At 65.6% G+C, this 23,935-nt stretch carries 21 protein-coding genes and 2 pseudogenes; 13 read left to right on the top strand and 10 right to left on the bottom strand.

Going from position 1 to position 23,935, the window contains the following annotated elements; translation table 11 throughout:
* Nucleotides 1–8: 8 nt before the first annotated feature.
* A complete protein-coding gene (locus QXH22_RS20465) occupies nucleotides 9–776 on the bottom strand; it encodes an SDR family oxidoreductase (RefSeq protein ID WP_306276788.1) in 768 nt (255 codons plus the stop codon).
* A gap of 18 nt (nucleotides 777–794) precedes the next feature.
* Between QXH22_RS20465 and QXH22_RS20460 the strand changes: the two genes are divergently transcribed.
* Nucleotides 795–1,271, top strand: a complete 477-nt coding sequence (locus tag QXH22_RS20460; RefSeq protein ID WP_306276787.1) for a nuclear transport factor 2 family protein — start codon at nucleotides 795–797, stop codon at nucleotides 1,269–1,271.
* Here the strand turns inward: QXH22_RS20460 and QXH22_RS20455 are convergent.
* Together QXH22_RS20455 and QXH22_RS20450 are read right to left on the bottom strand one after the other, a co-directional pair.
* The gene (locus tag QXH22_RS20455) at nucleotides 1,261–1,998 is read right to left on the bottom strand and encodes a DJ-1/PfpI family protein (RefSeq protein WP_306240330.1); all 738 of its coding nucleotides are present in this window, start codon (nucleotides 1,996–1,998) and stop codon (nucleotides 1,261–1,263) included. The genes QXH22_RS20460 and QXH22_RS20455 overlap by 11 nt on opposite strands.
* Before the next feature lie 13 nt (nucleotides 1,999–2,011).
* A complete protein-coding gene (locus tag QXH22_RS20450; protein ID WP_306276786.1) occupies nucleotides 2,012–2,962 on the bottom strand; it encodes a GlxA family transcriptional regulator in 951 nt (316 codons plus the stop codon).
* 110 nt (nucleotides 2,963–3,072) lie between these two features.
* Here QXH22_RS20450 and tpx point away from each other — a divergent pair, with 110 nt between their 5' ends.
* On the top strand, nucleotides 3,073–3,570 hold the full coding sequence (tpx, locus tag QXH22_RS20445) for a thiol peroxidase (RefSeq protein WP_306276785.1): 498 nt from the start codon (nucleotides 3,073–3,075) through the stop codon (nucleotides 3,568–3,570).
* A gap of 262 nt (nucleotides 3,571–3,832) precedes the next feature.
* On the opposite strand, the gene QXH22_RS20440 is transcribed toward tpx, so the two are convergent.
* The 4 genes from QXH22_RS20440 to QXH22_RS20425 are packed head-to-tail and all read right to left on the bottom strand — an operon-like array spanning nucleotide 3,833 to nucleotide 8,731.
* Complete coding sequence (locus tag QXH22_RS20440; protein WP_306276784.1) at nucleotides 3,833–5,482, bottom strand: AMP-binding protein; 1,650 nt, start codon at nucleotides 5,480–5,482, stop codon at nucleotides 3,833–3,835.
* A 2-nt stretch (nucleotides 5,483–5,484) separates the two neighbouring features.
* The gene (locus tag QXH22_RS20435) at nucleotides 5,485–6,537 is read right to left on the bottom strand and encodes an acyl-CoA dehydrogenase family protein (protein WP_306276783.1); all 1,053 of its coding nucleotides are present in this window, start codon (nucleotides 6,535–6,537) and stop codon (nucleotides 5,485–5,487) included.
* Nucleotides 6,538–7,767: an acyl-CoA dehydrogenase gene (locus QXH22_RS20430; RefSeq protein WP_306276941.1), complete on the bottom strand. Its 1,230-nt coding sequence runs from the start codon at nucleotides 7,765–7,767 to the stop codon at nucleotides 6,538–6,540.
* Between the two features lie 13 nt (nucleotides 7,768–7,780).
* Entirely contained in the window at nucleotides 7,781–8,731 is a 951-nt protein-coding gene (locus QXH22_RS20425) for an enoyl-CoA hydratase (protein ID WP_306240324.1), read from the bottom strand.
* Nucleotides 8,732–8,959: 228 nt separating this feature from the next.
* Here QXH22_RS20425 and QXH22_RS20420 point away from each other — a divergent pair, with 228 nt between their 5' ends.
* From QXH22_RS20420 to QXH22_RS20395, 6 genes are read left to right on the top strand one after another with little or no spacing between them, the layout of a single operon-like run.
* Nucleotides 8,960–10,069, top strand: a complete 1,110-nt coding sequence (locus tag QXH22_RS20420) for an LLM class flavin-dependent oxidoreductase (RefSeq protein ID WP_306240323.1) — start codon at nucleotides 8,960–8,962, stop codon at nucleotides 10,067–10,069.
* A 23-nt stretch (nucleotides 10,070–10,092) separates the two neighbouring features.
* Complete coding sequence (locus QXH22_RS20415) at nucleotides 10,093–12,618, top strand: FAD-binding oxidoreductase (protein ID WP_306276782.1); 2,526 nt, start codon at nucleotides 10,093–10,095, stop codon at nucleotides 12,616–12,618.
* 7 nt (nucleotides 12,619–12,625) lie between these two features.
* Nucleotides 12,626–13,693, top strand: a complete 1,068-nt coding sequence (locus QXH22_RS20410) for an alpha/beta fold hydrolase (protein WP_306240321.1) — start codon at nucleotides 12,626–12,628, stop codon at nucleotides 13,691–13,693.
* A 2-nt stretch (nucleotides 13,694–13,695) separates the two neighbouring features.
* Nucleotides 13,696–14,208: a flavin reductase family protein gene (locus QXH22_RS20405; protein ID WP_306240320.1), complete on the top strand. Its 513-nt coding sequence runs from the start codon at nucleotides 13,696–13,698 to the stop codon at nucleotides 14,206–14,208.
* Nucleotides 14,205–15,275: a 3,4-dihydroxy-2-butanone-4-phosphate synthase gene (locus QXH22_RS20400; protein ID WP_306276781.1), complete on the top strand. Its 1,071-nt coding sequence runs from the start codon at nucleotides 14,205–14,207 to the stop codon at nucleotides 15,273–15,275. The genes QXH22_RS20405 and QXH22_RS20400 overlap by 4 nt, the downstream gene beginning before the upstream one ends.
* A 45-nt stretch (nucleotides 15,276–15,320) precedes the next feature.
* Nucleotides 15,321–16,091, top strand: a complete 771-nt coding sequence (locus QXH22_RS20395) for a glucose 1-dehydrogenase (RefSeq protein WP_306240318.1) — start codon at nucleotides 15,321–15,323, stop codon at nucleotides 16,089–16,091.
* 3 nt (nucleotides 16,092–16,094) lie between these two features.
* Here QXH22_RS20395 and QXH22_RS20390 read toward each other — a convergent pair whose 3' ends face one another.
* The 3 genes from QXH22_RS20390 to QXH22_RS20380 form a co-directional block, all read right to left on the bottom strand.
* Nucleotides 16,095–17,273: a TetR/AcrR family transcriptional regulator gene (locus QXH22_RS20390; RefSeq protein ID WP_306276780.1), complete on the bottom strand. Its 1,179-nt coding sequence runs from the start codon at nucleotides 17,271–17,273 to the stop codon at nucleotides 16,095–16,097.
* Nucleotides 17,274–17,328: 55 nt separating this feature from the next.
* Complete coding sequence (locus QXH22_RS20385; protein WP_306276779.1) at nucleotides 17,329–17,721, bottom strand: limonene-1,2-epoxide hydrolase family protein; 393 nt, start codon at nucleotides 17,719–17,721, stop codon at nucleotides 17,329–17,331.
* Nucleotides 17,722–17,912: 191 nt separating this feature from the next.
* Nucleotides 17,913–19,091 (bottom strand): LuxR C-terminal-related transcriptional regulator, encoded by a 1,179-nt coding sequence (locus QXH22_RS20380; RefSeq protein ID WP_306240315.1) that lies wholly within the window; start codon nucleotides 19,089–19,091, stop codon nucleotides 17,913–17,915.
* 116 nt (nucleotides 19,092–19,207) lie between these two features.
* On the opposite strand from QXH22_RS20380, the pseudogene QXH22_RS20375 reads away from it, so the two are divergent.
* The 5 genes and pseudogenes from QXH22_RS20375 to QXH22_RS20355 form a co-directional block, all read left to right on the top strand.
* Nucleotides 19,208–20,453, top strand: a pseudogene (locus QXH22_RS20375) (cytochrome P450).
* A complete protein-coding gene (locus QXH22_RS20370; protein WP_306240313.1) occupies nucleotides 20,450–20,854 on the top strand; it encodes a nuclear transport factor 2 family protein in 405 nt (134 codons plus the stop codon). Before QXH22_RS20375 ends, QXH22_RS20370 begins: the two are co-directional and overlap by 4 nt.
* A 179-nt stretch (nucleotides 20,855–21,033) precedes the next feature.
* Nucleotides 21,034–21,807, top strand: a complete 774-nt coding sequence (locus QXH22_RS20365; protein ID WP_306276778.1) for an ABC transporter permease — start codon at nucleotides 21,034–21,036, stop codon at nucleotides 21,805–21,807.
* A 4-nt stretch (nucleotides 21,808–21,811) separates the two neighbouring features.
* On the top strand, nucleotides 21,812–22,627 hold the full coding sequence (locus tag QXH22_RS20360) for an ABC transporter permease (RefSeq protein WP_306240310.1): 816 nt from the start codon (nucleotides 21,812–21,814) through the stop codon (nucleotides 22,625–22,627).
* A gap of 4 nt (nucleotides 22,628–22,631) precedes the next feature.
* Nucleotides 22,632–23,891 (top strand): annotated as a pseudogene (locus QXH22_RS20355) (MCE family protein); the annotation flags it as partial.
* Nucleotides 23,892–23,935 lie beyond the last annotated feature (44 nt).

The raw sequence follows: 23,935 nt of genomic DNA, 5'->3' as shown, positions 1-23,935 counted from the left end.
AGCGGAACTCAGGGGAGGCAGTAGCCACCGTCGATCACCAGATCCGATCCGGTCATGTAGCTGGACGCCTCGCTGGCCAGGTACAGGTACAGACCGGTGAGCTCCTCCGGACGACCGATGCGGCCCATCGGAATCTTCGGCTCCCACTGCCGGTGGTATTCGGCGAGTGGTTCGACGAGCTCGGTCATGATGTAGCCGGGGCTGATGCTGTTGACCCGGATGTTGTGCGGCGCGAACTCCACGGCCATCGCCTTGGTCAGATGGATGACCGCCGCCTTGGACGTGCAGTAGTGACCAACCTGCTGGGGGATGTTGATGATGTGGCCCGACATCGACGCGGTGGTGATGATGGACCCGCCCCTGCCCTGGGCGACCATCGCCCGGGCCGCTGCCTGCGCAGTGAGGAATACGCCCGTGACGTTGGTCTGCTGAATACGTTCGAACTCCTCGAGCGACATGTCCAGCATCGGGGTCACCGAAACGATTCCGGCATTGCAGACCGCGATGTCGATCCCACCCAACTCGGCGGTCACCCGATCGACCATGGCGGTCACCTGGTCTTGCCGGGTCACGTCACACGCTATGGGGACGGCCTTGCCGCCGGCCGCCGCAACCTCGTCCGCAACAGCCTCTAGAGTATCCAGACTCCTTGCCGCAAGGGCTATTTCGGCACCCGCCTCAGCATAGGCCAATGCCACCTTCTTGCCGATGCCGCTCGACGCCCCAGTCACCAGGGCCCTCTTACCGCGCAAGTCGAACAGGTCCAACACGCTCATACCTCTAGTGTGTCCGGTATGGGCAAGTTCGCCAAAGCAGAGATCGAAGAGGCCGTCCGGCACTACACCGAAGTCGTCGAAGGATGCAGCGCTTCGGGCGACTGGCGCCCGTTCGCCGACCTGTTCACCGAAGACGTGGTCTACACCGAACACCACTACGGCGTTTTCCACGGTCGTGAGGAGGTGCGTCAGTGGATTGTCGACGTGATGGCGCCGTTCCCGCACATGCGTTTTCCGTCGGACTGGACCGCCTACGACGAAGAGCACGACGCGGTCGTCATCATGATCAAGAACCTGCTCGACCACCCGACCGACCCGGACGGGGAGCCGTTCTGGTTCCCCAACTGGACGCGATTGGTCTACGCCGGTGACGGCTTGTTCGCCAGCGAAGAGGACATCTACAACCCCAACCGGGACGCGCCGCGCGTGGTCGGATCGTGGATTCAGGCCGGCGGCAAACTGGCCACCGACGCGATTCCCGCGCCTAAACGCTGACGGCCGGGCGCTTGCGCCGACGTGAACGTGCCGCCGCCAGCGCCTGCTTCCACGCCAGCAGTGTCGTGGCTTTGATGTTGTCCGGCTTCAGGCTGTCCTTGGACAGCAGCGCGGTGGCGGCGGCCTTCGTCGTCGCCGATGCCTTGGACATGTGACCGGAGTCGAACGGCGGCTGCGGGTCGTACTCGATGGCCAGCTGGATCGCTTTTGCGCGGCCCTCACCGCCGAGCTGTGCGGCCAGCCACAGTGCGAGGTCGAGGCCGGCGGATACGCCGGCGCTGGTGATGATGTCGCCCTCATGCACGATCCGCTGGTCACTGACTGGAATCACGCCGAAGGCTTTCAGCGCCGGCAGGGCGATCCAGTGCGAGGTGGCGCGCTTGTCCCGGAGCAGGCCGGCGGCCGCCAGTATCACCGATCCGGAGCACACCGAAGCGGTCCACTGGGCGCGCTGGTGAGCCTGGCGGAGCCACTCGAGCAGGTTCTCGTCGCGCGCATGTACCGGAGTGCCGGGACCTCCTGGCACGAGAATGACGTCGGGGGAGGGGGTTTCGGCAAACGAGTGGGTCGCGCCCAGTACGAGCACTCCGGAATCAGCGGTGACCGGCCCGACCTCGTGCCAGACGAATCGGACGTCGGCATCCGGCAACTGGCGCAGCACCTCGTAGGGCCCGATCATGTCCAGCGCGGTGAAACCCGGGTAAGCCACGAACGCGATCTGTGTCATCACAAATTTCCTTTCAGGCGAATGCTTTTCGGTACTGGTCAGGCGGGATGCCGACCCGTCGGATGAAGTTGCGCCGCATGGTTTCCGCGGTGCCGAAGCCACAGCGGGAGGCGATCGCCACCACGGTGTCGTCGGTCTCCTCCAACTGCCGGCGGGCCGCTTCGGTGCGCACCCGCTCGACGTACTGCCCGGGCGCCTCACCGACCTCCTCGGTGAAGATGCGGGTGAAATGCCGCGGACTCATCGCCGCCCGGCGGGCGAGTTCCTCGACGCTGTGCGCGCCGCCCGGTTCGGCTTCGATGGCTTCCTGCACATCGCGGATGGACGGCCGTTTCGCGCGCGGCATCCATACCGGTGCGGCGAACTGCGTCTGCCCGCCGGGGCGGCGCAGATAGAGCACCAGCCATCGGGCAACCGTCTGGGCAACTTCGGTGCCGTGGTCGTCCTCAACCAGGGACAACGCGAGGTCGATGCCGGCGGCGACGCCGGCGGCCGTCCAGACCCGTTCGGAACTGCGGATGAAGATGGGATCCGGGTCGACCTCGATTTTCGGGAACTCAGCGGCCAGCTGCTCGGCGAAGGCCCAGTGCGTGGTGGCGCGATGCCCATCCAGCAATCCGGCTTCTGCGGCCAGAAACGCACCGGTGCATACGGTGACGACGCGACGCGCGGCGTGGGCGATCGCTGTGATCCAGTCCAGGAGTTGAGCATCGGCCCGCGCGGCCTCGACCCCGAAGCCGCCCGGCAACACCACGGTGTCGACGTCTTCGTGCGGGTCCGGCAGCACTGCGGCGCTGAAACCCAGGCCGGCCGGCGTGGTGACGGGTTGCCCGTCGCGGGCGGCCACGACTACCTCATAACCGCCCCCGGTGAGCAGCGACGCACCGGTGAAGACCTCATAGGGCCCCACCACGTCGAGCGCCTGGACCCCGGGAAAGCCGGCGATCACGACCTTGCGAGCCATGCACACAGTCTTGGCCACGGCAGGCGATGGCGTCTAGGCCATACATCCCACGAATCAGGACATCGGACCTACTCGCAGGTGGCGGCGAGGGCCTTTGGCAGACTGTCCCCATGGCACAGATAACTTTGCGCGGAAATGCGATCAACACCGTCGGCGAGCTTCCGGCCGTCGGTTCTCCGGCCCCCGCCTTCACGATGACCGGCGATGATCTGAGCCCCTTCGGCAGCGACCAGTTCAACGGTAAGCCGTTGCTGCTGAACATCTTTCCGTCCATTGACACCCCGGTGTGCGCCGCCAGCGTGCGTACCTTCAACGAGCGCGTCGCGGGCAGCGGTGCGTCGGTGGTCTGCGTGTCCAACGACCTGCCGTTCGCGCAGAAGCGGTTCTGTGGCGCCGAGGGCATCGACAACGTCAGCGTGGCGTCGGCGTTCCGGGACAGCTTCGGCCAGGACTACGGCGTCACCATCGTCGACGGTCCGATGGCCGGGCTGCTGGCCCGGGCGGTCGTGGTGATCGGCGCCGACGGCAAGGTCGCGCACACCGAACTGGTGCCGGAGATCGCGCAGGAGCCCGATTACGATGCGGCGATCGCCGCGCTCGGCACCTAGCCTCAGCGTCCCGGGTAGTCCACAGATACGGCGGCGCGCGGCGCCAGGGGCGCTTGTGCACTGACCGGGCAGCCGGCCAACATCATCCCTCCCGTCACGGTCATCACCAAGGCGAGCACCGCGCGGACGATCCGTACTCTATTTCTGTCACTCATGGCTTGCTCCAAGGCCGGCAGAACGTCGCAATGGCAGCGAGGTTAGCGCCGAATCGCGGCGGCGGGAAGTACCTTGCGGCGAAAATTGTTGCCGTGCAGCTGATTCGCTAGCGTTCACTGTCAACGGGTTTGACATTTTCCATCCCTGAGCCCACCAGTTGGGCCGCATGTACACGCAAGTCGACTTTGCGGACTTTCCCCGTCGCAGTCATCGGGAACGCGTCGACGATGTGGACGTAACGGGGGATCTTCTGGTGCGCGATCCGCCCGGAACAGAACTCCCGCACTGTCGCGACGTCCAGCGCCGTCCGGCCCGGACGCATCACGATGCATGCGCAGACTTCTTCGCCATACCTGTCGTCGGGCACGCCGACCACCTGCACGTCCTCGACGTCGGGGTGCGTGTGCAGGAAGTCCTCGATCTCCCGTGGTGACAGGTTCTCGCCACCACGAATGATCATGTCCTTGCTGCGCCCGGTCACCACGCAGTAGCCGTCCTCCCGCATGACGCCCAGGTCGCCGGTGTGCATCCAGCCGTCGTCGTCGACAGCGTCACGGGTTCGCTCCTCGTCGCGCCAGTAACCCAGCATCACCGAGTAGGCGCGGGTGCACAGTTCGCCGGTCTGTCCGCGCGGCACGATCCGGCCGGTGTCCGCGTCGATCACCTTGACCTCGACGTGGGGATGCACCCGGCCCACCGTCTCGGTGCGGCGCTCCAGGTCATCATCGACCGCGGTCTGGCAGGACACCGGTGATGTTTCGGTCATCCCGTAGGCGATCGACACCTGCGGCATGTGGAGTTCGTCGATGCAGCGCTTCATCACCCGCACGGGGCAGGATGCACCGGCCATGATCCCGGTGCGCAGTGACGACACGTCCCGGCCGGCGAGGTCCGGGTGGTTGAGCAGGGCGATGAACATCGTCGGCACGCCGTACAACGCGGTGCACCGTTCGCGTTCGACCGCCCGCAGCGTCGCCGCGGCATCGAACCCCGGGGACGGGATCACCATGGTGGCGCCGTGGCTGGTACAGCCGAGATTGCCCATCACCATGCCGAAGCAGTGGTAGAACGGCACGGGTATGCACAACCGGTCTGCCGGTCCGAGCCCGATCTGCTCGGTGACGAAGAACCCGTTGTTGAGGATGTTTCGGTGCGACAAGGTGACCCCTTTCGGGGAACCCGTTGTGCCGGAAGTGTATTGGATATTCACCGGATCGTTTGTTCGCAGGCCGGTCATCCTGTCCCGCAGTCTGGCACCGTCCGTCTCGGCCGCCCGCCCTAGCAGCCGCTCCCAGTCGCCGGTGCCCAGGAACACGACGTCGGTCAAATCCTCTGCCTGCGAACGCACTTCGCCGAGCATGCGCCGATAGTCGGATGTTTTGAACCTGGCGGCCGATACGAGCAGACGCGTGCCCGAATGACGCAACACATGGGACAACTCGTGGCTGCGATACGCCGGGTTGATGCTGACCAGGATGGCGCCGATTTTGGCGGTCGCGTACTGCAGAACGGTCCACTCCGGGCAGTTTGGGGACCAGATGCCGACCCGGTCGCCGCGCTCGACGCCGGTAGCCAGCAGAGCCAGGGCCAGTCGGTCGACCTCGGCGTTGAATTCGGCATAGGTCCAGCGCCGCCCGCTCGCCACGTCGACCAGTGCCTCGATGTCAGGGTAGGTGCGCGTGGTGTGTTCGAGGTTGGCGCCGATGGTGTCCTCGATCAGCGGGATGTCGGCCGGGCCGGCCGCGTAGGAGTCCACCGCTAGAGTCCCGCGCGGTCGGCGAGCAGGGCGCGGTGGTGCGCGCCACTGCCCAACAACGCCGCGGTGGTGGTGGCTCGGCGGAAATAGAGATGCAGGTCGTGCTCCCAGGTGAACGCGATGCCGCCGTGAATCTGGATCGCCGAGCCAGCGCACTGCACGAATGTGTCGGCGGCCTGCGCCTTGGCCAGCGGCGCGGCGATGTGCAACTCGTCCCCTGCCGTCGCGCTCATCGCTGCGTACATCACCGCCGCACGGGTCGCGTCGATTTCGATCAGCATCTCGGCACAGGCGTGTTTGACCGCCTGAAACGACCCGATCGGCCGGTCGAATTGCGTTCGGCGGCAAGCGTAGTCGACCGCCATGTCGAGGCATGCTTCCGCTCCGCCGAGCATCTCGGCGGCCAGCAAAACCCGCGCGACGTCGACTACCCTGTCGAAGTCGCCGGGGTTGCCCGCAGCCAGGGATTCGGCAGGGGCTTGCGAGAGTCGCAACCGTGCGACGGGGCGGGTGAGATCGAACGAGGGCAGTCGCTCGACAACCACCCCCGGCGCGTCGGCTCGCACGATGTGCGGGGTGACAACGCCATCGCGGCGGGCCGGCACGACGAACAGGTCGGCGACATGACCGTGCAACACCGGCCCGCATTGCCCGGTGAGCAGGCTGTCACCTACCGCATCGGCCACCTCCGGGCCGAAAGCCGCAAACGCCGCAACCCGTTCGCCGGACAGCAGCCCGGGCAGCACGGTCTTGCGCTGTTCCTCGTCGCCGGATCGCAGAATCGCTTCTATCGCAAATGCATTCGCCGCGAACGGGACTGGTGCCAGAGTTCGGCCCAGTTCGGTGCAGGCGATCGCGGTTTCGACGAGAGTGGCACCCGCGCCGCCATACTCCGCGGGAACGTGCAGCCCGGGCAGTTCCAGTTCACCGCACAGGCGCCGCCACATCTCGCCGTCGTGGCCGTCGGCCGAGCGCAGATCCGGCGCCTGATGACCCAGGAAAGCACGCAGCGCCGCACGGAAGTCGTCGTGTTCGGTGCTGTACTGGAAATCCATTCAGCGCACCCCCTCCCCGCGTGGCTCCCGCGGCAGCCCGAGCAGCCGCTCGCCGATCACATTGCGCTGGATCTGTGAGCTGCCGGCGTAGATTGTCGCGGCACGCGAATACAGCAGCTCGTCCATCCAGCACGAGGGGGAGTTGGGCGTGCCCGCCTCCGGCACCACCCGGGCGCCGCCGTTGCCGGGACCCGAGGGGCACAGCGCGTCGAGTCCGAGAATCTCGACGGCCAGATCGGTGTAACGGCGGAAGTATTCGCTCCAGATCACCTTGCTGATCGCGGCGTCGGCGCCGGGCAACTGCCCGCGCAGCGACTGGGTGAGGCCGCGGTAGCCGCGATAGCGCATGATCTGGACGCGGGAATAGCACCACGCCAACGCATCCCGGATACGCGGTTCGGTGTTCACGCCGCGTTGCCGGGCCAGTGCGCACAGCCGATCCAAATCGCGGCCGAACTCGATCGCGACCGTGGTGACCGCGGAGCCGCGCTCGAAACCCAGCAGGGTCATCGCGGTCGGCCAGCCGTTGCCGACACCGCCCAGCACATTGCCCGACGCTGTGCGGACATCGGTGAGGAAGACTTCGCTGAAGGACGAGTCGCCGGCCGCGTTGACGATCGGTCGCACTGTGACCCCGGGTTGGTCCATCGGAACCAGCAACAGCGACAGGCCCTGATGTTTGGGCAGGCGCGGGTCGGTGCGCGCCAACAAAAATATCCAGTTCGCTGTCGTCCCCGCAGATGTCCAGATCTTCTGTCCGTTGATCACCCATTCATCCGCATCCAGCACGGCACGGGTTCGCACCGCCGCCAGGTCCGACCCGGCCTCGGGTTCGGAAAAACCCTGGCACCAGCGGTCTTCACCGGAGAGGATGCGCGGCAGAAATCGAGCCTTCTGCTCGTCGGTGCCCAGTGCGATGAGCGTGTTGCCCAGCAGGTCGATGCCCAGCAGGTCGTTCTCCGCGCGCTCGGGAGCCCCGGCGCAGGCGAACTCCTCGGCCAGCACCACCTGTTCGAGGGGGGACAGGCCACCACCGCCGTACTCACGGGGCCAGGACACCGCGACCAATCCGGCGCGGGCAAGCTCCTGCCGCCACTCGCGCGCGAACGCCTCCCGCTCGCGGGCCGCCAGCGCACCGGGCCCGCGCCAGTCGGGGGGCAGGTGCTCGCCGAGAAAGGCGCGAATCCGGTTGCGAAACTCCTCCGCCTCGGGCGGGTAGGTGACATCCACGCCGGGCCCCGCGTCAGGGTTGCCGCTTGTCCGCAGCCCGGATTTCCGGCGCATCGCGCCAGTCCTCGAGCCCGTACTCGACGGTTCCATAGGAAAGCTTTCCGCCCGTCACCTCACCCCAGTGCGCATGGTTGAGCTGGTGGATCTTGAAGCAACCGTCCAGCGCGGTGGTGAATCCCATGGCGTCGACGGTCTGATTGACCGACTCCTTGATCAGCAGCGCCGCCATCGTCGGCACCTTGGCGACCCGCCGCGCGAACGCGATGGTGCTGTCCGCCAGATCATCGGCAGGGAACACCTTGCTGACCATGCCGAGCCGGTGCGCTTCGTCGGCTCCGATCGAATCCCCGGTCAGCAGCAGCTCCTTGGCCTTGCGCGGCCCGAACTCCCACGGATGGCCGAAGTATTCGACCCCACACATGCCCAACCGGGTGCCGACCACGTCGGCGAAGACCGTGTCCTCGCTCGCGACGATGAGATCGCAGCACCACGCCAACATCAGACCCGCCGACAGGACGGTGCCGTGCACCTGGGCGATGGTGATTTTGCGCAGGTTGCGCCACCGTTTGGTGTTTTCGAAGTAGTAGTGCCACTCCTGACGGTTGCGCGACTCGACGCCGCCGAAGGTTCCGCCGTTGCATCGATAAGTGGGGTGCTGGCCGGGTCCCGCGGTGCGTTCGCGCACGTCGTCGGACGAGCCGAGGTCGTGTCCGGCCGAGAAACCAGGGCCGGCACCGCGCAGGATCACCACCCGAACCGTGTCGTCGGCCTCCGCGAGCTCGAACGCCGCGCCCAGTTCCACCAGCAGTCCGCGGGTCTGGGCGTTGCGCTGCTTCGGGCGGTCGAGGGTGATGATCGCAATCAGCCCGTCGTCGCACGTCTCGTAGCGGATGAAACGGAAGTCTCCGACGGGACGCTCCCCGTTGGACCGGTGATCGACCGGACCGATCCCGGTGACACTCATGGCTACTCCTTGCTGCCGACTGCGTGACGTGTGCGAGGCTACGCGGAAGTTCCGCATTATGTCCATAGCCAATACGCCGTTTCTGGACATCACGGTCTGCGAATTACCAAGCAAAAAGCATCTTGTGTACAACGAAGTATCTTGCTAGTACTGTGTTATACCTAGATACGAGCCAACCGCGGCGCGCCGGAATCCCGGCCCGGGTACACACGACAAGAAGGGTTAACGATGGAGATCGGAATCTTCCTGATGCCGGCCCACCCACCGGAGCGCACTCTGTACGACGCGACCCAGTGGGACCTCGACATCATCGAGCTGGCCGACCAGCTCGGGTATGTCGAAGCCTGGGTGGGTGAACACTTCACCGTGCCGTGGGAGCCGATCTGCGCGCCCGATCTGTTACTGGCCCAGGCGCTGTTGCGCACCAAGCACATCAAGCTCGCGCCCGGTGCCCACCTGCTGCCGTACCACCACCCGGTCGAATTGGCGCACCGGGTGGCGTATTTCGACCATCTCGCCCAGGGCCGCTTCATGTTGGGCGTGGGCGCCAGCGGCATCCCCGGCGACTGGGCCCTGTATGACGTCGACGGCAAGAACGGCGAGCACCGCGAAATGACTCGCGAGGCACTGGAGATCATGCTGCGAATCTGGACCGAGGACCAGCCGTGGGAACACCGCGGAAAGTACTGGAACGCCAACGGGATTGCGCCGATGTTCGAAGGGCTGATGAAACGCCACATCAAGCCGTTCCAGAGTCCACACCCGCCGATCGGGGTCACCGGTTTCAGCGCCGGCTCCGAAACGCTGAAGCTGGCAGGCGAACGGGGTTATCTGCCAATGAGTTTGGACCTCAACACCGAATACGTCGCCACCCACTGGGATGCGGTGCTGGAGGGGGCCGAGCGCAGTGGGCGGACCCCGGACCGCCGCGACTGGCGCCTGGTGCGTGAGGTGCTGGTGGCCGAAACCGATGAGCAGGCATTCCGTTACGCCGTGGACGGCGCCATGGGCCGGGCCATGCGCGAGTACACGTTGCCCACCTTCCGGATGTTCGGCATGACCAAGTTCTACAAACACCACCCGTCGGTGGCCGACGACGACGTGACCGCGGAATACTTGGCCGAGAACACCTTTGTGGTCGGCTCGGTGGAGACCGTCGTGGACAAACTCGAAGCCACCTACGACCAGGTCGGCGGGTTCGGCCACCTGTTGGTGCTCGGGTTCGACTACCGGGACGACCCGGGGCCGTGGAAAGAGTCACTTCGCCTTCTGGCGGAAGAGGTCATGCCGAGACTCAACGCCCGCATCGCCAGGAAACCGGTGGCCCTGGTCGTCTAGCGCACTCTAGGAAGGGCACCGCAATGTCGATTCCAACGTCGATTCGCCAAGTCACCGTCGGTTACGCGGACGGAACAGCCAGGACAATGCCCGTGCGGGCGGACCAGTCGATACTAGATGCCGCCGAAGAACACGGTGTTGCCATCGTCAACGAATGCCAGAGCGGCATCTGCGGCACCTGCGTGGCCAGTTGCCCCTCCGGGCAGTACGAGATGGGGCGCACCGAGGGCCTGTCCGACGTGGAGCGTGCGGCACGAAAGATATTGACGTGCCAGACATTCGCCACCACGGACTGCCGCATCGAGCTGCAGTACCCGGCCGACGACAACGCCGCGCACCTGGTCGCCGGCGACGGTGTGGTGACCGGCGTCGAGCTGGTGTCGTCCAGCACGGCCATCCTGACAGTTGACGTCTCCGGGCTGGGCACGCCGGTGCGCTATAAGGCCGGCCAGTTCGCACAGCTACAGGTGCCCGGCACCGACACCTGGCGGAACTACTCGTACGCCCATCCCGACGGCCGCTCTGAACTGGAGTTCATCATCCGGTTGCTGCCCGACGGCGTCATGTCGAACTATCTCCGCGATCGCGCCAAGCCCGGCGACCGAATCGCCATGCGCTGCAGCAAGGGCAGCTTCTACCTGCGTCCGGTCGCGCGACCGGTGATCCTGGTCGCCGGGGGCACGGGTCTGTCGGCGATCCTGGCTATGGCAGGCAGTCTGTCACCGGACACCACCCAACCGGTCTATCTGCTCTACGGTGTCACCGCGGCCGATGATCTGTGCAAGCTCGACGAACTCACCGAGTTGCGGCGTCGCGTCGCCGCCCTCGAGGTGCACGTCATCGTCACGAACTCGGACGCCGGCTGGGACGGGCGAACCGGGATGGTGACCGACCTGCTCGACGAACGGATGCTGGCCGGCGGCGATGCCGACGTCTATCTGTGCGGTCCGGCAGCGATGGTTGAGGCTACTCGAAGATGGCTGGACGACAACGGTTTCCAGCACGTCGGTCTCTACTACGAGAAGTTCGTTCCCAGTGGCGCCGCCCGCCGGCGCGCCCCGTCGCGCCTGGACTACGCAGCCGTGGACATCGGTGAGGTACGCCGGCGCGGCCGCGGCACCGCGGTCGTGATCGGCGGCAGCATCGCCGGCATCGCGGCGGCAAAGGTGTGCAGCGAAACCTTCGAACGCGTCATCGTGCTGGAGAAGGACGACCCACACCGCCGCCGCGAAGGCAGACCGGGTGCCGCGCAGGGCTGGCATCTGCATCACCTGCTCACCGCCGGGCAGATCGAGCTGGAGCGATTCTTTCCCGGCATCGTCGACGACATGGTCCGCGAGGGCGCGTTCAAGGTCGACATGGCAGCCCAGTACCGGATCCGGCTGGGCGGCTCGTGGAAGAAGCCCGGCACGAGTGACATCGAAATCGTCTGCGCCGGCAGGCCACTGCTGGAATGGTGCGTACGGCGCCGGCTGGACGACGAACCGCGCGTCGACTTCCGTTACGAATCCGAGGTCACCGACCTGGTGTTCGACCGTGAGAACAATGCCGTCATCGGCGTCGCCGTCGGCTCTGAATCCGAGGTGATCCCAGCGGAGTTCGTCGTCGACGCATCCGGCAAGAACACTCGGGTGCCGGAATTCCTGGACCGCATCGGAATCGGCGCCCCCGAAGTCGAGCAGGACATCATCAATTGCTTCTACTCCACGATGCAGCACCACGTTCCACCCGAGCGGCAGTGGCAGGACAAGGTCATGGTGATCTGTTACGCGTATCGTCCGTTCGAGGACACGTACGCGGCGCAGTATTACATCGACAGCAGCCGCACGCTGTTGTCCACCTCGCTGGTGGCCTACAACTGCTATTCGCCACCGCGGACCGCCAAGGAGTTCCGCGAATTCGCCGATATCATGCCGTCGCCGGTAGTGGGGGAGAACATCGACGGTCTGGAACCGGCCTCACCGATCTACAACTTCCGCTACCCGAACATGCTGCGGCTGCACTACGAGAAGAAGCGCAATCTGCCGCGCGCCCTGGTGGCCGTCGGTGACGCCTACACCAGCGCTGACCCAGTGTCGGGCCTGGGAATGAGCTTGGCGCTCAAGGAAGTCAGGGAGATGCAGCTGCTGCTGGCCAAGTACGGACCAGGGCATCGGGACCTGCCTCGCCGCTACTACCGGTCGATCGCCAAGATGGCCGACACCGCCTGGTTCGTGATCCGCGAACAGAACCTGCGGTTCGACTGGATGAAGGACGTGGACAAGAAGCGCCCGTTCTACTTCGGCGTGCTGACCTGGTACATGGACCGCCTGCTGGAGCTGGTGCACGACGACCTCGACGCCTACCGCGAGTTCCTTGCCGTGGTCCACCTGGTCAAGCCACCACTGGCACTGATGAAACCGGGCATCGCCGGACGCGTCATCGGCAAGTGGGCTCGCACCAGGCTCTCGGGGGAGAAGACCCTGATCGCCCGAAACTACGAAAACCGTTCGATACCAACTCAGCCCGCCCACGAGTTGGTTGGCGCGGCCGCAGGTGACGGACATTAAGGGAGACGTGAGCATGCTGCATCGGATCTTGAATTGCCGGGGCACCCGGATCCACGCGGTGGAGGCCGGCCCCCAGGATGCCGGGGCGCCGCTGGTGGTGCTGATTCACGGCTTTCCAGAGTCGTGGTACTCATGGCGCCACCAGATTCCTGCTCTGGCCGCCGCCGGTTACCGGGTGGTTGCCATCGATCAACGCGGCTACGGACGTTCGTCGAAGTACTTCCTGAACTCCGCCTACCGCATTCACGAACTCGTCGGCGACATCGTCGGCGTCGTTGACGCCTACGGCGCGGACACCGCATTCGTCGTCGGGCACGACTGGGGCGCACCGGTTGCCTGGACCTTCGCCTGGCTGCATCCACAGCGGTGCGCCGGTGTGGTCGGCATCAGCGTTCCCTTTGCCGGGCGCGGCGTGATCGGGCTGCCGGGCAGTCCTTTCGGCGAACACCGTCCCAACGACTACCACCTGGAACTGGCCGGCGAAGGGCGGGTCTGGTACCAGGATTACTTCTCCGCACAGGACGGCGTCATCGCCGAAATCGAAGAAGACGTCCGGTCCTGGCTCCTCGGCCTGACCTACACGGTCTCCGGTGACGGGATGATCGCGGCGACCAAGGCCGCCGTCGATGCCGGCGTGGATCTGGCCGCCATGGACCCGATCGACGTGATCCGTGCGGGCCCGCTCTGCATGGCCGATGGCGCGAAACTCAAAGACGCGTTCGTCTATCCCGAAACCATGCCGTCCTGGTTCACCGACACCGACCTCGACTTCTATGCAGCGGAGTTCGAGCGCTCCGGCTTCGGCGGGCCGTTGAGCTTCTACCACAACATCGACAACGACTGGCACGACCTCGCAGACCAGGAAGGCAAACCGCTCACGCCACCGGCTCTGTTCATCGGCGGACAGTACGACGTCGGCACCACCTGGGGAGCCGAGGCCGTGGAGCGGGCGGACGAGGTCATGTCGGACTTCCGCGGCACCCACATGGTCGCCGATGTCGGTCACTGGATTCAGCAGGAAGCACCCGAGGAAACCAACCGGTTGCTGCTGAACTTCCTTGACGGAGTCCGCTAGTCATGGTCGAGCTGACGGCCGATCGTCTCGACGGCACCGCGCTGCGCCGGGCCTTCGGTTGTTTCCCGTCCGGGGTGGTCGCGCTCTGCGCTGCCGAGAACGGGGTCCCGGTCGGCATGGCCGCCAGTACTTTCACGGCGGTATCTCTTGAGCCCCCGCTGGTATCGGTCTGCATTCAGCGAAGTTCGACGACGTGGCCGCGGCTACGGGAGCGGCCATTCCTGGGCGTCAGTGTGCTGGCCGAGGGACACGACGACGCATGTATCAGCCTGTCCCGCAAGACCGGAGACCGGTTCACCGGAGTGCCGTGGATCGAGTTGCCCAGCGGGGCGGTGGTGGTCCACGGATCCGCGGCCCGGCTCGACTGTTGCCTGCGCGACGAGATCCCGGCCGGCGACCACCTCATCGCCTTGCTCGAAATCCGTTCGCTGTGCGCCGATCCCGGCACCCCGCCGCTGGTCTTCCACGGCAGCCGATTTCACCGACTTGCAACTGCTGGGGGAGAAAGCACATGAAGACCACCGACGTGCGAGTGCGGCGTGCGATCACCGCGATCGCGGCCGGACAACCCGTCGTGCTCACCGACGGCACCGACGGTGACGGTTTTCTGGCATTCGCCGCCGAAGCAGCCACGTCGAGCCTGCTGCACTTCGCGGTCCGCCACACCTCGGGCTATGTCCGAGTAGCGTTGCCGGGCAACGAGTGTGAGCGACTGCAGCTGCCGCCGATGTGTCATGGCGACAGTCCGGACTGCGTCTCGGTCGACGTACGTGGAACGGGCACCGGCATCTCTGCGGCAGACCGGGCGAAAACCATTGCGGCACTGGGCTGTGCTGCTACCGTCGGCTCGGATCTGCAACGCCCGGGCCACGTCGTTCCGGTGCAGGCCAACGCAGACGGGGTGCTGCGACGGCGCGGCGCCGCCGAGGCCGCCGCCGACCTGGCGCGGCTGGCCGGCCGGAGGCCTGCGGCCGGCTTCTGCGAGATCGTCTCCCGCCGCGACCCCGTGCAGGTCGCCCGTGGTGGCGAGTTGGTCGAGTTCGCACTCGAATACGGGCTCGCGGTGGTCTCCATCTCCGAACTGGTGGCCTACCGGCGGCGGACCGAACCTCAGGTGGTGCGGCGTGCCGAAGCCGTATTGCCGACCTGGGCCGGGGATTCCCGGGTGCTCGGCTTCCGGGGCGTCCATGACGGAGGCGAGCATCTCGCGGTGATCGTCGGTGCCGCGGATGCGGGCGTGCCGGTGCCGTTGCACGTGCACGTCGAGTGCCTGACCGGCGATGTGTTCGGCTCCAAAGCTTGTCGATGCAGTGGTGAACTCACCAGTGCACTCAACAGAATGTCGGCACAGGGCAGCGGGGTCGTACTGTACCTGCGCCCGGCCGGACCGCCGCGCGCCTGTGGCCTGTTCGCACGTGACGAATCCGCTGACCCCACCGCGGAAACCGTCGCCTGGATGCTGCGCGACCTCGGGGTATATGCCCTCAAACTCGCCGAGGACATGCCAGGATTTGGGCTGGTGCTGTTCGGGGCGATCCGTGAGCACGGCGTGGATGCCCAACCGTGGGCAGCGGCCGGCTGAGAACCGAAGTAAGGCACAAAGAAGACATGAGGCAAAAAGAAGCACATGACGCATAAAGACCTGGCCGGCAAAGCGGCGATCGTCACCGGGGCGGGCGCAGGCATTGGCCTGGCGGTGGCGCAACGGCTTGCCAGCGAGGGCTGTCAGGTGCTCTGCGCGGACATCGACGCCGCGGCAGCCGAAACCGCCGCGACGAAAATCGGTCATGGTGCCGTCGGTCATCAAGCCGACGTCAGCGATGAAGAGCAGGTTATCGCCATGGTCCAGGCGTGCGTCACGTTGTTCGGCGGTGTGGACAAGCTCGTCGCCAATGCCGGTGTCGTTCATTTCGCTTCGCTCATCGACACCTCGGTCCAGGACTTCGACCGCGTCATCGGGATCAATTTGCGTGGGGCCTGGCTCTGCACGAAACACGCAGCGCCACAGATGATCAAGCGCGGAGGCGGAGCGATCGTGAACATGTCGTCGCTGGCCGGACATATCGCGGTGGGCGGGTCCGGCGCGTATGGCATGTCCAAGGCCGCGATCAGCCATCTGAGCCGGATCACGGCCGCCGAGTTGCGTTCGTCCAACATCCGCGCCAATGCGCTGTTGCCCGCCTTCGTCGATACTCCGATGCAGCAGACAGCGATGACGATGTTCGACGAAGCACTCGGCGAGGGCGGTGCCCGCAGCATGATCGGCCGACTGCAGGGCCGGATGGCAGCACCCGAGGAGATGGCCAGCATCGTGGCCTTCCTGCTCTCCGACGACGCGTCGATGATCACCGGAACCACCCAGATCGCCGACGGCGGAACCGTCGCCGCGCTGTGGTGAAGCTCAGGACCGGCTGGTCAGGATGGACAGTGCGATCGCGGTGATCTCATCGGCAACCCCGGAATAGCGGGTGAGATGCCATGTGCGAGCGACGTCTTCGATAAAACTGATTGCCGCGGCGACCAACAGCCGGCCCTCGACGACGGTCGGTGCGGGGATCAGATCGATCCACACCGACTCACGGTCAGCCTGGTTACGCAGGTAGCTCTCCCGCACTTCGGGGGAGGCGTAGGACAACTCTGTGACGCAGACCGCCACCAGATCCGGCGCGTCCAGACTGATCCGGACATGGCCCTCCACCAGCCGCCGTAGACGGTGCACCGCTTCCGATTCCGCGCGCAACGCGCGGATGGCCTCCAGGCTGCGCCACTCGTCGAGGCGGCGGATCAGCGCGTCGAGGATCGCCTGCTTCGAGGAGAAGGAACGGTACAGTCCCGGGCCGGCGATACCGGCGCCCTTGGCGATCTCGCTGGTGCTGACCGCGGGATATCCCTGCGCGCGAAACAGCCGCGCGCCGGTGGCCAGCAGCGTTTCATAACGCGAGAACAACACGTCCACAACGGTGTCGGCCTCAAGCGGTTGCAGCCCGGCGACCGGAGGTGTCCGCGCCGCAGCCATACAGGCGTCATAGAGCAGGGTTCTGAGGTCCTCGGCGGGCAGTGTCAGATTGTGCCGGCCCAGGCTCGTCAGGGTGCTGGACACCGCCCAAGCCCGCAGCTCGGAATGCCGCGGGCTCAGTCCGGGTACCTCCAGCAGGACGCTTTCGCGCATGCCGGCGACGATCGCGTTGATTCGCCGGCGCACCTGAGCGCGGTCATCTTCGTTCAGATACCGCGCCTCTCGCTGCCACAGCACCGTCAGCACCCGGGAAGCCACGGCCGCGGCAATCAGATCTGGCAGGTCGATGCCCAGCGGCCGGGGCTCGGGCTCTGACTCACCATCGCTGAGCCGGCGCGCACTCTGGTACTGATCCTGTCCTGTCCGGATCGCCTCGGCGAGCAGGGCCTGCTTGTTGTCGTAATGCCGGTACAGCGCGCGGGCGGTGACGCCGGCAGCCTCCGCGATGTCCTCCAGCTTGACCGAATGGAAACCACGGTCGATGAAGAGGCGGACAGCCTGGTCGAGGATCTGCTGCTTACGGTCTTTGGGTCGGCGGCGCACGGGCTGGACGGCGGTCTCCATCAAGCCGAACCCCTTTCTGCGCCGCGGGACTTCAATCCTGCCAGAGAAGTACCGCCTAGAGCCGCAGGCCGCTCTGAGACTCGAAGTCCGCCAGGTCGAAGTAGTCGCTGAAGCGGGTGATCCTGCCGCCTTTCACTTCGAACACGCCGGTGACCGGCAGTACGACTTTGCGACCGTCGTTCATGGTGAAGTAGTCGATGCGTTCGGCGAGCACCAGGCCCGGCGCGGACGCCAGCGACACGATGTCCAGTTTGGCAGCCGAGAACGCGTCCAGGAATCCTTGGAAAGCGGCGCGGATTCCGTCGATGCCCTCGATCGGCTGGACCGGCACATTGTGGTAGACGGCGTCTTGGGCGAAGCCGCTGCAGATGGTGTCGAGGTCGCGCGACTCCCAGGATCCGAGGAAGTCACGGACCAGCCGCTCGCTGATCTCCGTTGTGTCGGTCATAATCCAAAGATACATCAGCTGGGCAGAAACGGTCTATCACTTGCGGTTACGCCTCTTGTCGTCCCAATCCTAATGGTATCGGCTGTAGACTTATGCTTGCGCAGTGCATCGCGCCGAGCCTGCAACCCGGCAGTGCACGTGCGAGTAGGGCCACCCAATCTTTTGGCCGGGCAACACAGACGCATTGAGCCTCAACCCAAGTCGGGCACGCTGGCCAGTCGCACATACGCCGATGCGGCCTCCGCGCGGTTGGTCGCATTCAGCTTGCGCAGCACCCTTTTGACGTGTGACTTGACCGTGCCCGCAGAGATCACCAGCTCATCGGCGATCTGCTGGTTAGTGCGACCGGCCGCCATCAGTCGCAACACCTCCACTTCGCGACGGGTCAGCATCGCCATCACCCGCGTCTGTACCTCAGCCAAAGACCTTGCGGCGGGGCTTCGTTCGACCGGTTCGATCTTGCGCAGATCCAGATCCGCGTCCTGCATAGCGCGGGCCGCTTCGTCAGCCGAGGCCAGCGCGCGCAGCACTTCGGCGTGCTGGCGGCGCATGCGCTCCAGCAACACCGTGCGCTCGTAGGCATAACCGAACCCTTCGGCGAAAGCCCACACCGTGTCCCGATCGATCTCGTCGACAATGCGCCCGGAGTAGAGCCGGTCGGCATGCAGGAACCCGATCACCTTGCCCGTCGGCATCACCGGTGCGGCCACGTAGGAGTGCGTGAGCGAGAAGTCGACGATCGGCCTGTTCACCCGCGGATCGTTACGCGCGTCGCGAACGATGGCGGGCGCGTGCCGGCGGATCATCTGCGTCTCGATCAACATGTGATCCAGCGGTGGCGCCACCGACTGCGCGAAGGCCACCATCTTCTCCGCACCAGTCGTGTCCTCACCGAAGTAGGCCGACTCCATGACCATTCGCCCTTCGTGCACACGAAACAGCACGGCGCGGTCGAATCCGCACGACTCCACCAGCTCGCGCGGCGCGCGGTCGACGATGGTCGCCACATCGTCGACTGCGCGCAATTTGCTCAACGCCTCCTGCACGGCCAACAACGCGAAAGTCCGCCGCTTGGCACCGTCCTCGATCAACTCCCGCTCCAAGGCGCACAAGTCCAGCAGCGATTCCAGCGCATCGGTTGCGGTCTCGCGCCCGATCGCCTCGAGCGCATTGCGAACAGCCGCGGCCTTGGCGTCGATGGCTTCGGCGACCACCGCCAGCGGGTCATCGGTGGGGTCGACCCCGCAGCCGTCGAACGCATCGCGGTAACGGCGGGCGGCGTCAGTCTCCCGCACCGGGTGCGAGCGCCACCCGGGGTGGTCTCCATCGGCCAGAGTTCCGAGAACCTGGTCATCGATCACGGTGCTCACTGTCCTCCCGGAAGTGGACTGGCGCGAGAGAATCCGGAAATTGCCCTCCTACGGGGGCAGGAGTCCTCTCCATCGGGGGATCGCTTTGCCACCGCCGCTGCCCGAAGCTGATCGACATGTCTTTCACGACCGTCCCCGCCATCGAACTGCTCACCACACCCGAGGGCAATCGCCAACCCGTATCCGCTGTATGACCAGCTCCGTGCACTGTCTCCCGTTGCGGGATACCGGGATTGGCCGCCGGGGACGGTTCCCGGGGCAGACGAGCCCGTCACTGCGTGGGCCCTGTTCCGTTACGACCAGGTCCACGCGGCGGCACGCGACAGCACCACCTTCTCCTCCCGGGATCCGCTGCAGGAGGCCTCGTCAGCGCCCAGCCTGATGCTGGTCAACACCGATCCGCCCAAGCATGAGGTGGAGCGCAAACTGGTGAGCCAGGCATTCTCGCCGCGGCGCGTTAAACGTCTCGAGGGCTGGTTGGGCGAGTTGGTCCCGCGCCTGCTCGACGATCTCGGAGCCGGCGAGGTGGACGTGATGGAATTCGCCGCGGAGGTCCCCACCCGGGCCATGGTTCGACTGCTCGGCTTGCCCGACGGCGACCACGTACGGTTCCGGCGCTGGGCCAACGCGTTCATGCTGTCGTCGACGCTGACGCCGCAGGAGCGCATGGCGAGCAACGAGGAGATGGTGGCGACGTTCGCCACGCGACTTGCCGAGCACACGGCCCGGTTGGCACAGCGGCCGTCCGGAGCCGATGGTGAGGACGTGGAAGACGCCGAAGATCTGATCTCCGCCCTGCTGCGCGCCGAGGTCGACGGGCAACGGCTCACGCCGGAGGAAATCGTGCGCTTCTGCGTGACGCTGGTGGTCGCGGGCAGCGAAACCACCACCTTCCTCATCGGCAACCTGTTGCACGCCCTTGCGCGAGAACCTCACGTGCAGCGGCGGGTTCGCGCCGACCGTGCACTACTCAACATCTTCATCGAAGAGACGATGCGGCTCGACGGACCACCGCAACGTCTCTTCCGCATCGCCACCCGCGACGTGGAGATCGACGGCAAGTCGATCCGTGCGGGGGACTGGGTGGCGCTGTTCTTCGGTTCGGCCAACCGCGATCCCGCGGTGTTTCCCGACCCCGACCGCCTCGACATCGACCGGCCCAACATTCGCCAGCAGCTGTCACTCGGTCACGGACTGCACTTCTGCCTCGGCGCAGCGCTGGCCAGGCTGGAGGTCATGTCGGTGCTCAACGCCGTACTGGATCGCTGTTCGACCATCACGCTGACCGACGACCCCGGCACCAAGCAGACCGCCAGTCTGCTGACGCACGCGTATGTCCACCTGCCCCTTCACCTTTCATGACGAACGCCGCACGCAACATCGCAGCGACCAAGGCGGTTTACGCCGCGGTTCCGGCGGGCGACCTGCAGACTGCGCTGGCCCACCTGGATCCCGAGGTCCGCATCACCTACTACGGCACCGAAAGCATCCCGTATGCCGGCGAGTATCGGGGCATCGACGAAGCGGTGACGTTCTTCACCACGGTCGGTCAGCACATCGAGATCGTCGAGATGCAGGCATGGAAGTTCATCGCCGAAGGTGACGACCTGGCCGCCTGGGGACGCCAGCGGTTCCGCCGGCTTGCCACCGGACACGAATGGGAGTCGGAGTTCGCCCACATCATCACCCTGCGCGAGGGTCGCTGGCTGCACTTCCGTGACTTCATGAACTCGGCGCTCACGTTGCAAGCGTTCACCTCATGATCCGCCAGATCCCGATATCAGCAAGATACATGCTTGCAGATAATCAGTGTTTTGCTTGGTAATTTGCCGTATGTCATGCGAAATATGAGCGTATCGTCTATGGACATGAGCGCTGCGTTCCGCGTACCCTCGCGGATGTCACACGTCCACTTCGATCAGCCCGGGGGGTGCGCGGCGACATGGTGATCGCGATCGGCCAAGCGGCCAAACCGGTCCGCGCGATCGGCGATTTCTTCGCGATTTCCCTGGATACGTTCCTGGCCAGCTTCCGGGCGCCGTTCGCCTGGCGCGAGTACCTGCTGCAGTGCTGGTTCGTCGCGCGGGTATCGACCCTGCCCGGCATCCTGATGACCATCCCGTGGGCCGTCATTTCGGGATTCCTCTTCAACGTATTGCTGACCGACATCGGCGCCGCCGACTTCTCTGGCACCGGATGCGCGATCTTCACCGTGGATCAGAGCGCCCCGATCGTCACCGTCCTGGTCGTCGCCGGCGCCGGATCCACCGCCATGTGTGCCGATCTGGGGGCCCGCACCATCCGGGAGGAACTCGACGCGCTGCGGGTGATGGGTATCAATCCGATTCAGGCACTTGCGGTTCCCCGCGTGCTGGCGGCCACCACCATCTCGCTGGCCCTCAGTTCGATCGTGACTGCGACAGGATTGATCGGAGCCTTCTTCTGCTCGGTGTTCCTCATGCACGTATCGGCGGGCGCCTGGGTAAGCGGACTCACCACCCTGACCCACACCATCGACGTGATCATCTCGATGATCAAGGCGACGCTGTTCGGCCTCATGGCAGGACTGATCGCCTGCTACAAGGGCATGTCGGTCGGCGGCGGCCCCGCCGGCGTGGGGCGTGCGGTCAACGAGACGGTGGTATTCGCCTTCATCGTCCTGTTCGTCATCAACATCATCGTCACCGCAGTCGGCATGCCGTTCATGGTGTCGTGAGATCATGACAATGACGCAAAGCGTTGCAGCCGAATGGAATCGGCTGGGAGCACAGATGCGGTTCTACATCAGCACCCTGACAGGGATCCCCGATGCCGTACTGCACTACCGGGGCGAACTACTGCGCGTGATCGCGCAGATGGGTCTAGGTGTCGGCACACTCGCGGTGATCGGCGGGACGGTCGTCATCGTCGGTTTCCTGGCGATGACCACCGGCGCAATCGTTGCGGTGCAGGGCTACAACCAGTTCGCGTCGGTGGGGGTGGAGGCCCTTACCGGTTTCGCGTCCGCCTTCTTCAACACCCGCGAGATCCAGCCGGGAACCGTGATGGTCGCACTGGCGGCCACCGTCGGTGCCGGTGCCACGGCGCAGTTGGGCGCCATGCGGATCAACGAGGAGATCGACGCGCTCGAGGTGATCGGCATCCGCAGCGTCAGCTACCTGGCCAGCACCCGGGTGCTGGCCGGCGTGGTCGTGGCAGTGCCGCTGTTCTGCGTCGGGCTGATGACGGCGTACCTGGCCGCCCGGCTGGGCACCACGGCCGTCTACGGGCAGGGCTCCGGCGTCTACGACCACTACTTCAACACTTTTCTTCGTCCCACCGACGTGCTCTGGTCGTCGTTCGAGGTCGTCGTCGTGGCCCTGCTGATCATGCTGGTGTGTACCTACTACGGCTACACCGCGCACGGCGGTCCGGCGGGGGTGGGCGAGGCGGTCGGCCGGGCGGTGCGGGCCTCGATGGTCATCGCCTCGATCGCCATCGTCATCATGACGCTCGCCATCTACGGCCAGTCCCCGAACTTCCACCTCGCGAGCTAGCGACATGAGCCGCGGTCCGGGTCGACACCGTCTGCACGACGGCTGGTGGACGCTGATCCTGTTGACCACCATCGGGATTGTCGTCCTGGTGACTGCGGTGTCGTTCGACGGAACCTTGCACACGTACGTACCGGTGACATTGACCGCGGACCGCTCCGGGCTGGTGATGGACACCGACGCCAAGGTCATGATGCGCGGCGTGCAGGTAGGCCGGGTCAGCCAGATCGCCGACGACAAATCGGGTACCCGGCTCGGCCTGCAACTCGAGCCCGATCAAATGCGTTACATCCCAGCCAATGTCGAGGCACGGATCAGTGCCACCACCGCTTTCGGCGCCAAGTTCGTCGAGTTGGTCGTGCCGCAACAGCCGAGCCGGGCACGACTGGCCGCCGGGGCGGTTCTGCACTCCACGAACGTCGCCACGGAGATCAACACCGTCTTCGAGAATGTGGTGAGCCTGCTCAACGTCATCGACCCTCTGAAGCTCAACGCCGTGCTGACCGCGGTGGCCGACGCCGTACGGGGACAGGGTGAGCGAATCGGCAGGGCCACCACTGATCTCAATGAAGTGCTGACGGCCCTCAACGACCGCAGCGAGAACATCCGCCGGGACTGGAAGTCGTTGAAAAACTTCTCCGACACCTATGACGCCGCCGCCCGGGACATCCTTACCATCCTGGACGCCGCCAGCACCACCAGCACCACGATCACCCATCACGCCAAGGAGTTGGATTCCCTGCTGCTCAACGTCATCGGCCTGTCAAGCTCTGGAACCACTCTGTTGGGGAGAAGTAGGGACAATCTCGTCGCCGGAGTCAACCTTCTGGAACCGACGACCCGACTGCTGGGCAAGTACAGCCCCGAGTACACCTGCTTCCTGCAGGGCGTCACGTGGTACCTCAACAACGGCGGTTACGAGGCATGGGGCGGCGCCGACGGCCGCACACTGCAACTCGATGTCGCTCTGCTGCTGGGCAACGACCCCTACGCCTTCCCTGACAATCTGCCGTTGGTGGCCGCCAAGGGTGGCCCCGGCGGACGACCCGGATGCGGATCGCTGCCCGATGCCAGCAAGAACTTCCCGGTGCGCGAACTGGTCACCAATACCGGCTGGGGCACCGGCATCGACATCCGGCCCAATCCCGGTCTCGGACATCCGTGTTGGGCCGACTATTTCCCGGTGACTCGCGCGGTGCCTGAGCCGCCCTCGATCCGGCAGTGCATTCCCGGCCCGGCGGTCGGCCCCAACCCGGGCGGGCCGCCATACGGTGCGGCGCTGTACGGCCCCGGGGAGTACCGCTGTGGCCC

The organism is Mycobacterium sp. TY814, assembly GCF_030755175.1.
GTDB lineage: Bacteria > Actinomycetota > Actinomycetes > Mycobacteriales > Mycobacteriaceae > Mycobacterium.
Note: the sequence above shows the minus strand (reverse complement) of the source record. Positions and strands in the feature narration are given on the sequence as shown.

Excerpts from the sequence above, each read along its gene's own strand:
- QXH22_RS20465 (WP_306276788.1), bottom strand. The coding sequence starts at position 776 with ATGAGCGTGTTGGACCTGTTCGACTTGCGCGGTAAGAGGGCCCTGGTG.
- QXH22_RS20460 (WP_306276787.1), top strand. The coding sequence starts at position 795 with ATGGGCAAGTTCGCCAAAGCAGAGATCGAAGAGGCCGTCCGGCACTAC.
- QXH22_RS20455 (WP_306240330.1), bottom strand. The coding sequence starts at position 1,998 with ATGACACAGATCGCGTTCGTGGCTTACCCGGGTTTCACCGCGCTGGAC.
- QXH22_RS20450 (WP_306276786.1), bottom strand. The coding sequence starts at position 2,962 with ATGGCTCGCAAGGTCGTGATCGCCGGCTTTCCCGGGGTCCAGGCGCTC.
- tpx (WP_306276785.1), top strand. The coding sequence starts at position 3,073 with ATGGCACAGATAACTTTGCGCGGAAATGCGATCAACACCGTCGGCGAG.
- QXH22_RS20435 (WP_306276783.1), bottom strand. The coding sequence starts at position 6,537 with ATGGATTTCCAGTACAGCACCGAACACGACGACTTCCGTGCGGCGCTG.
- QXH22_RS20425 (WP_306240324.1), bottom strand. The coding sequence starts at position 8,731 with ATGAGTGTCACCGGGATCGGTCCGGTCGATCACCGGTCCAACGGGGAG.
- QXH22_RS20420 (WP_306240323.1), top strand. The coding sequence starts at position 8,960 with ATGGAGATCGGAATCTTCCTGATGCCGGCCCACCCACCGGAGCGCACT.
- QXH22_RS20415 (WP_306276782.1), top strand. The coding sequence starts at position 10,093 with ATGTCGATTCCAACGTCGATTCGCCAAGTCACCGTCGGTTACGCGGAC.
- QXH22_RS20405 (WP_306240320.1), top strand. The coding sequence starts at position 13,696 with ATGGTCGAGCTGACGGCCGATCGTCTCGACGGCACCGCGCTGCGCCGG.
- QXH22_RS20400 (WP_306276781.1), top strand. The coding sequence starts at position 14,205 with ATGAAGACCACCGACGTGCGAGTGCGGCGTGCGATCACCGCGATCGCG.
- QXH22_RS20395 (WP_306240318.1), top strand. The coding sequence starts at position 15,321 with ATGACGCATAAAGACCTGGCCGGCAAAGCGGCGATCGTCACCGGGGCG.
- QXH22_RS20390 (WP_306276780.1), bottom strand. The coding sequence starts at position 17,273 with ATGGAGACCGCCGTCCAGCCCGTGCGCCGCCGACCCAAAGACCGTAAG.
- QXH22_RS20385 (WP_306276779.1), bottom strand. The coding sequence starts at position 17,721 with ATGACCGACACAACGGAGATCAGCGAGCGGCTGGTCCGTGACTTCCTC.
- QXH22_RS20370 (WP_306240313.1), top strand. The coding sequence starts at position 20,450 with ATGACGAACGCCGCACGCAACATCGCAGCGACCAAGGCGGTTTACGCC.
- QXH22_RS20365 (WP_306276778.1), top strand. The coding sequence starts at position 21,034 with ATGGTGATCGCGATCGGCCAAGCGGCCAAACCGGTCCGCGCGATCGGC.
- QXH22_RS20360 (WP_306240310.1), top strand. The coding sequence starts at position 21,812 with ATGACAATGACGCAAAGCGTTGCAGCCGAATGGAATCGGCTGGGAGCA.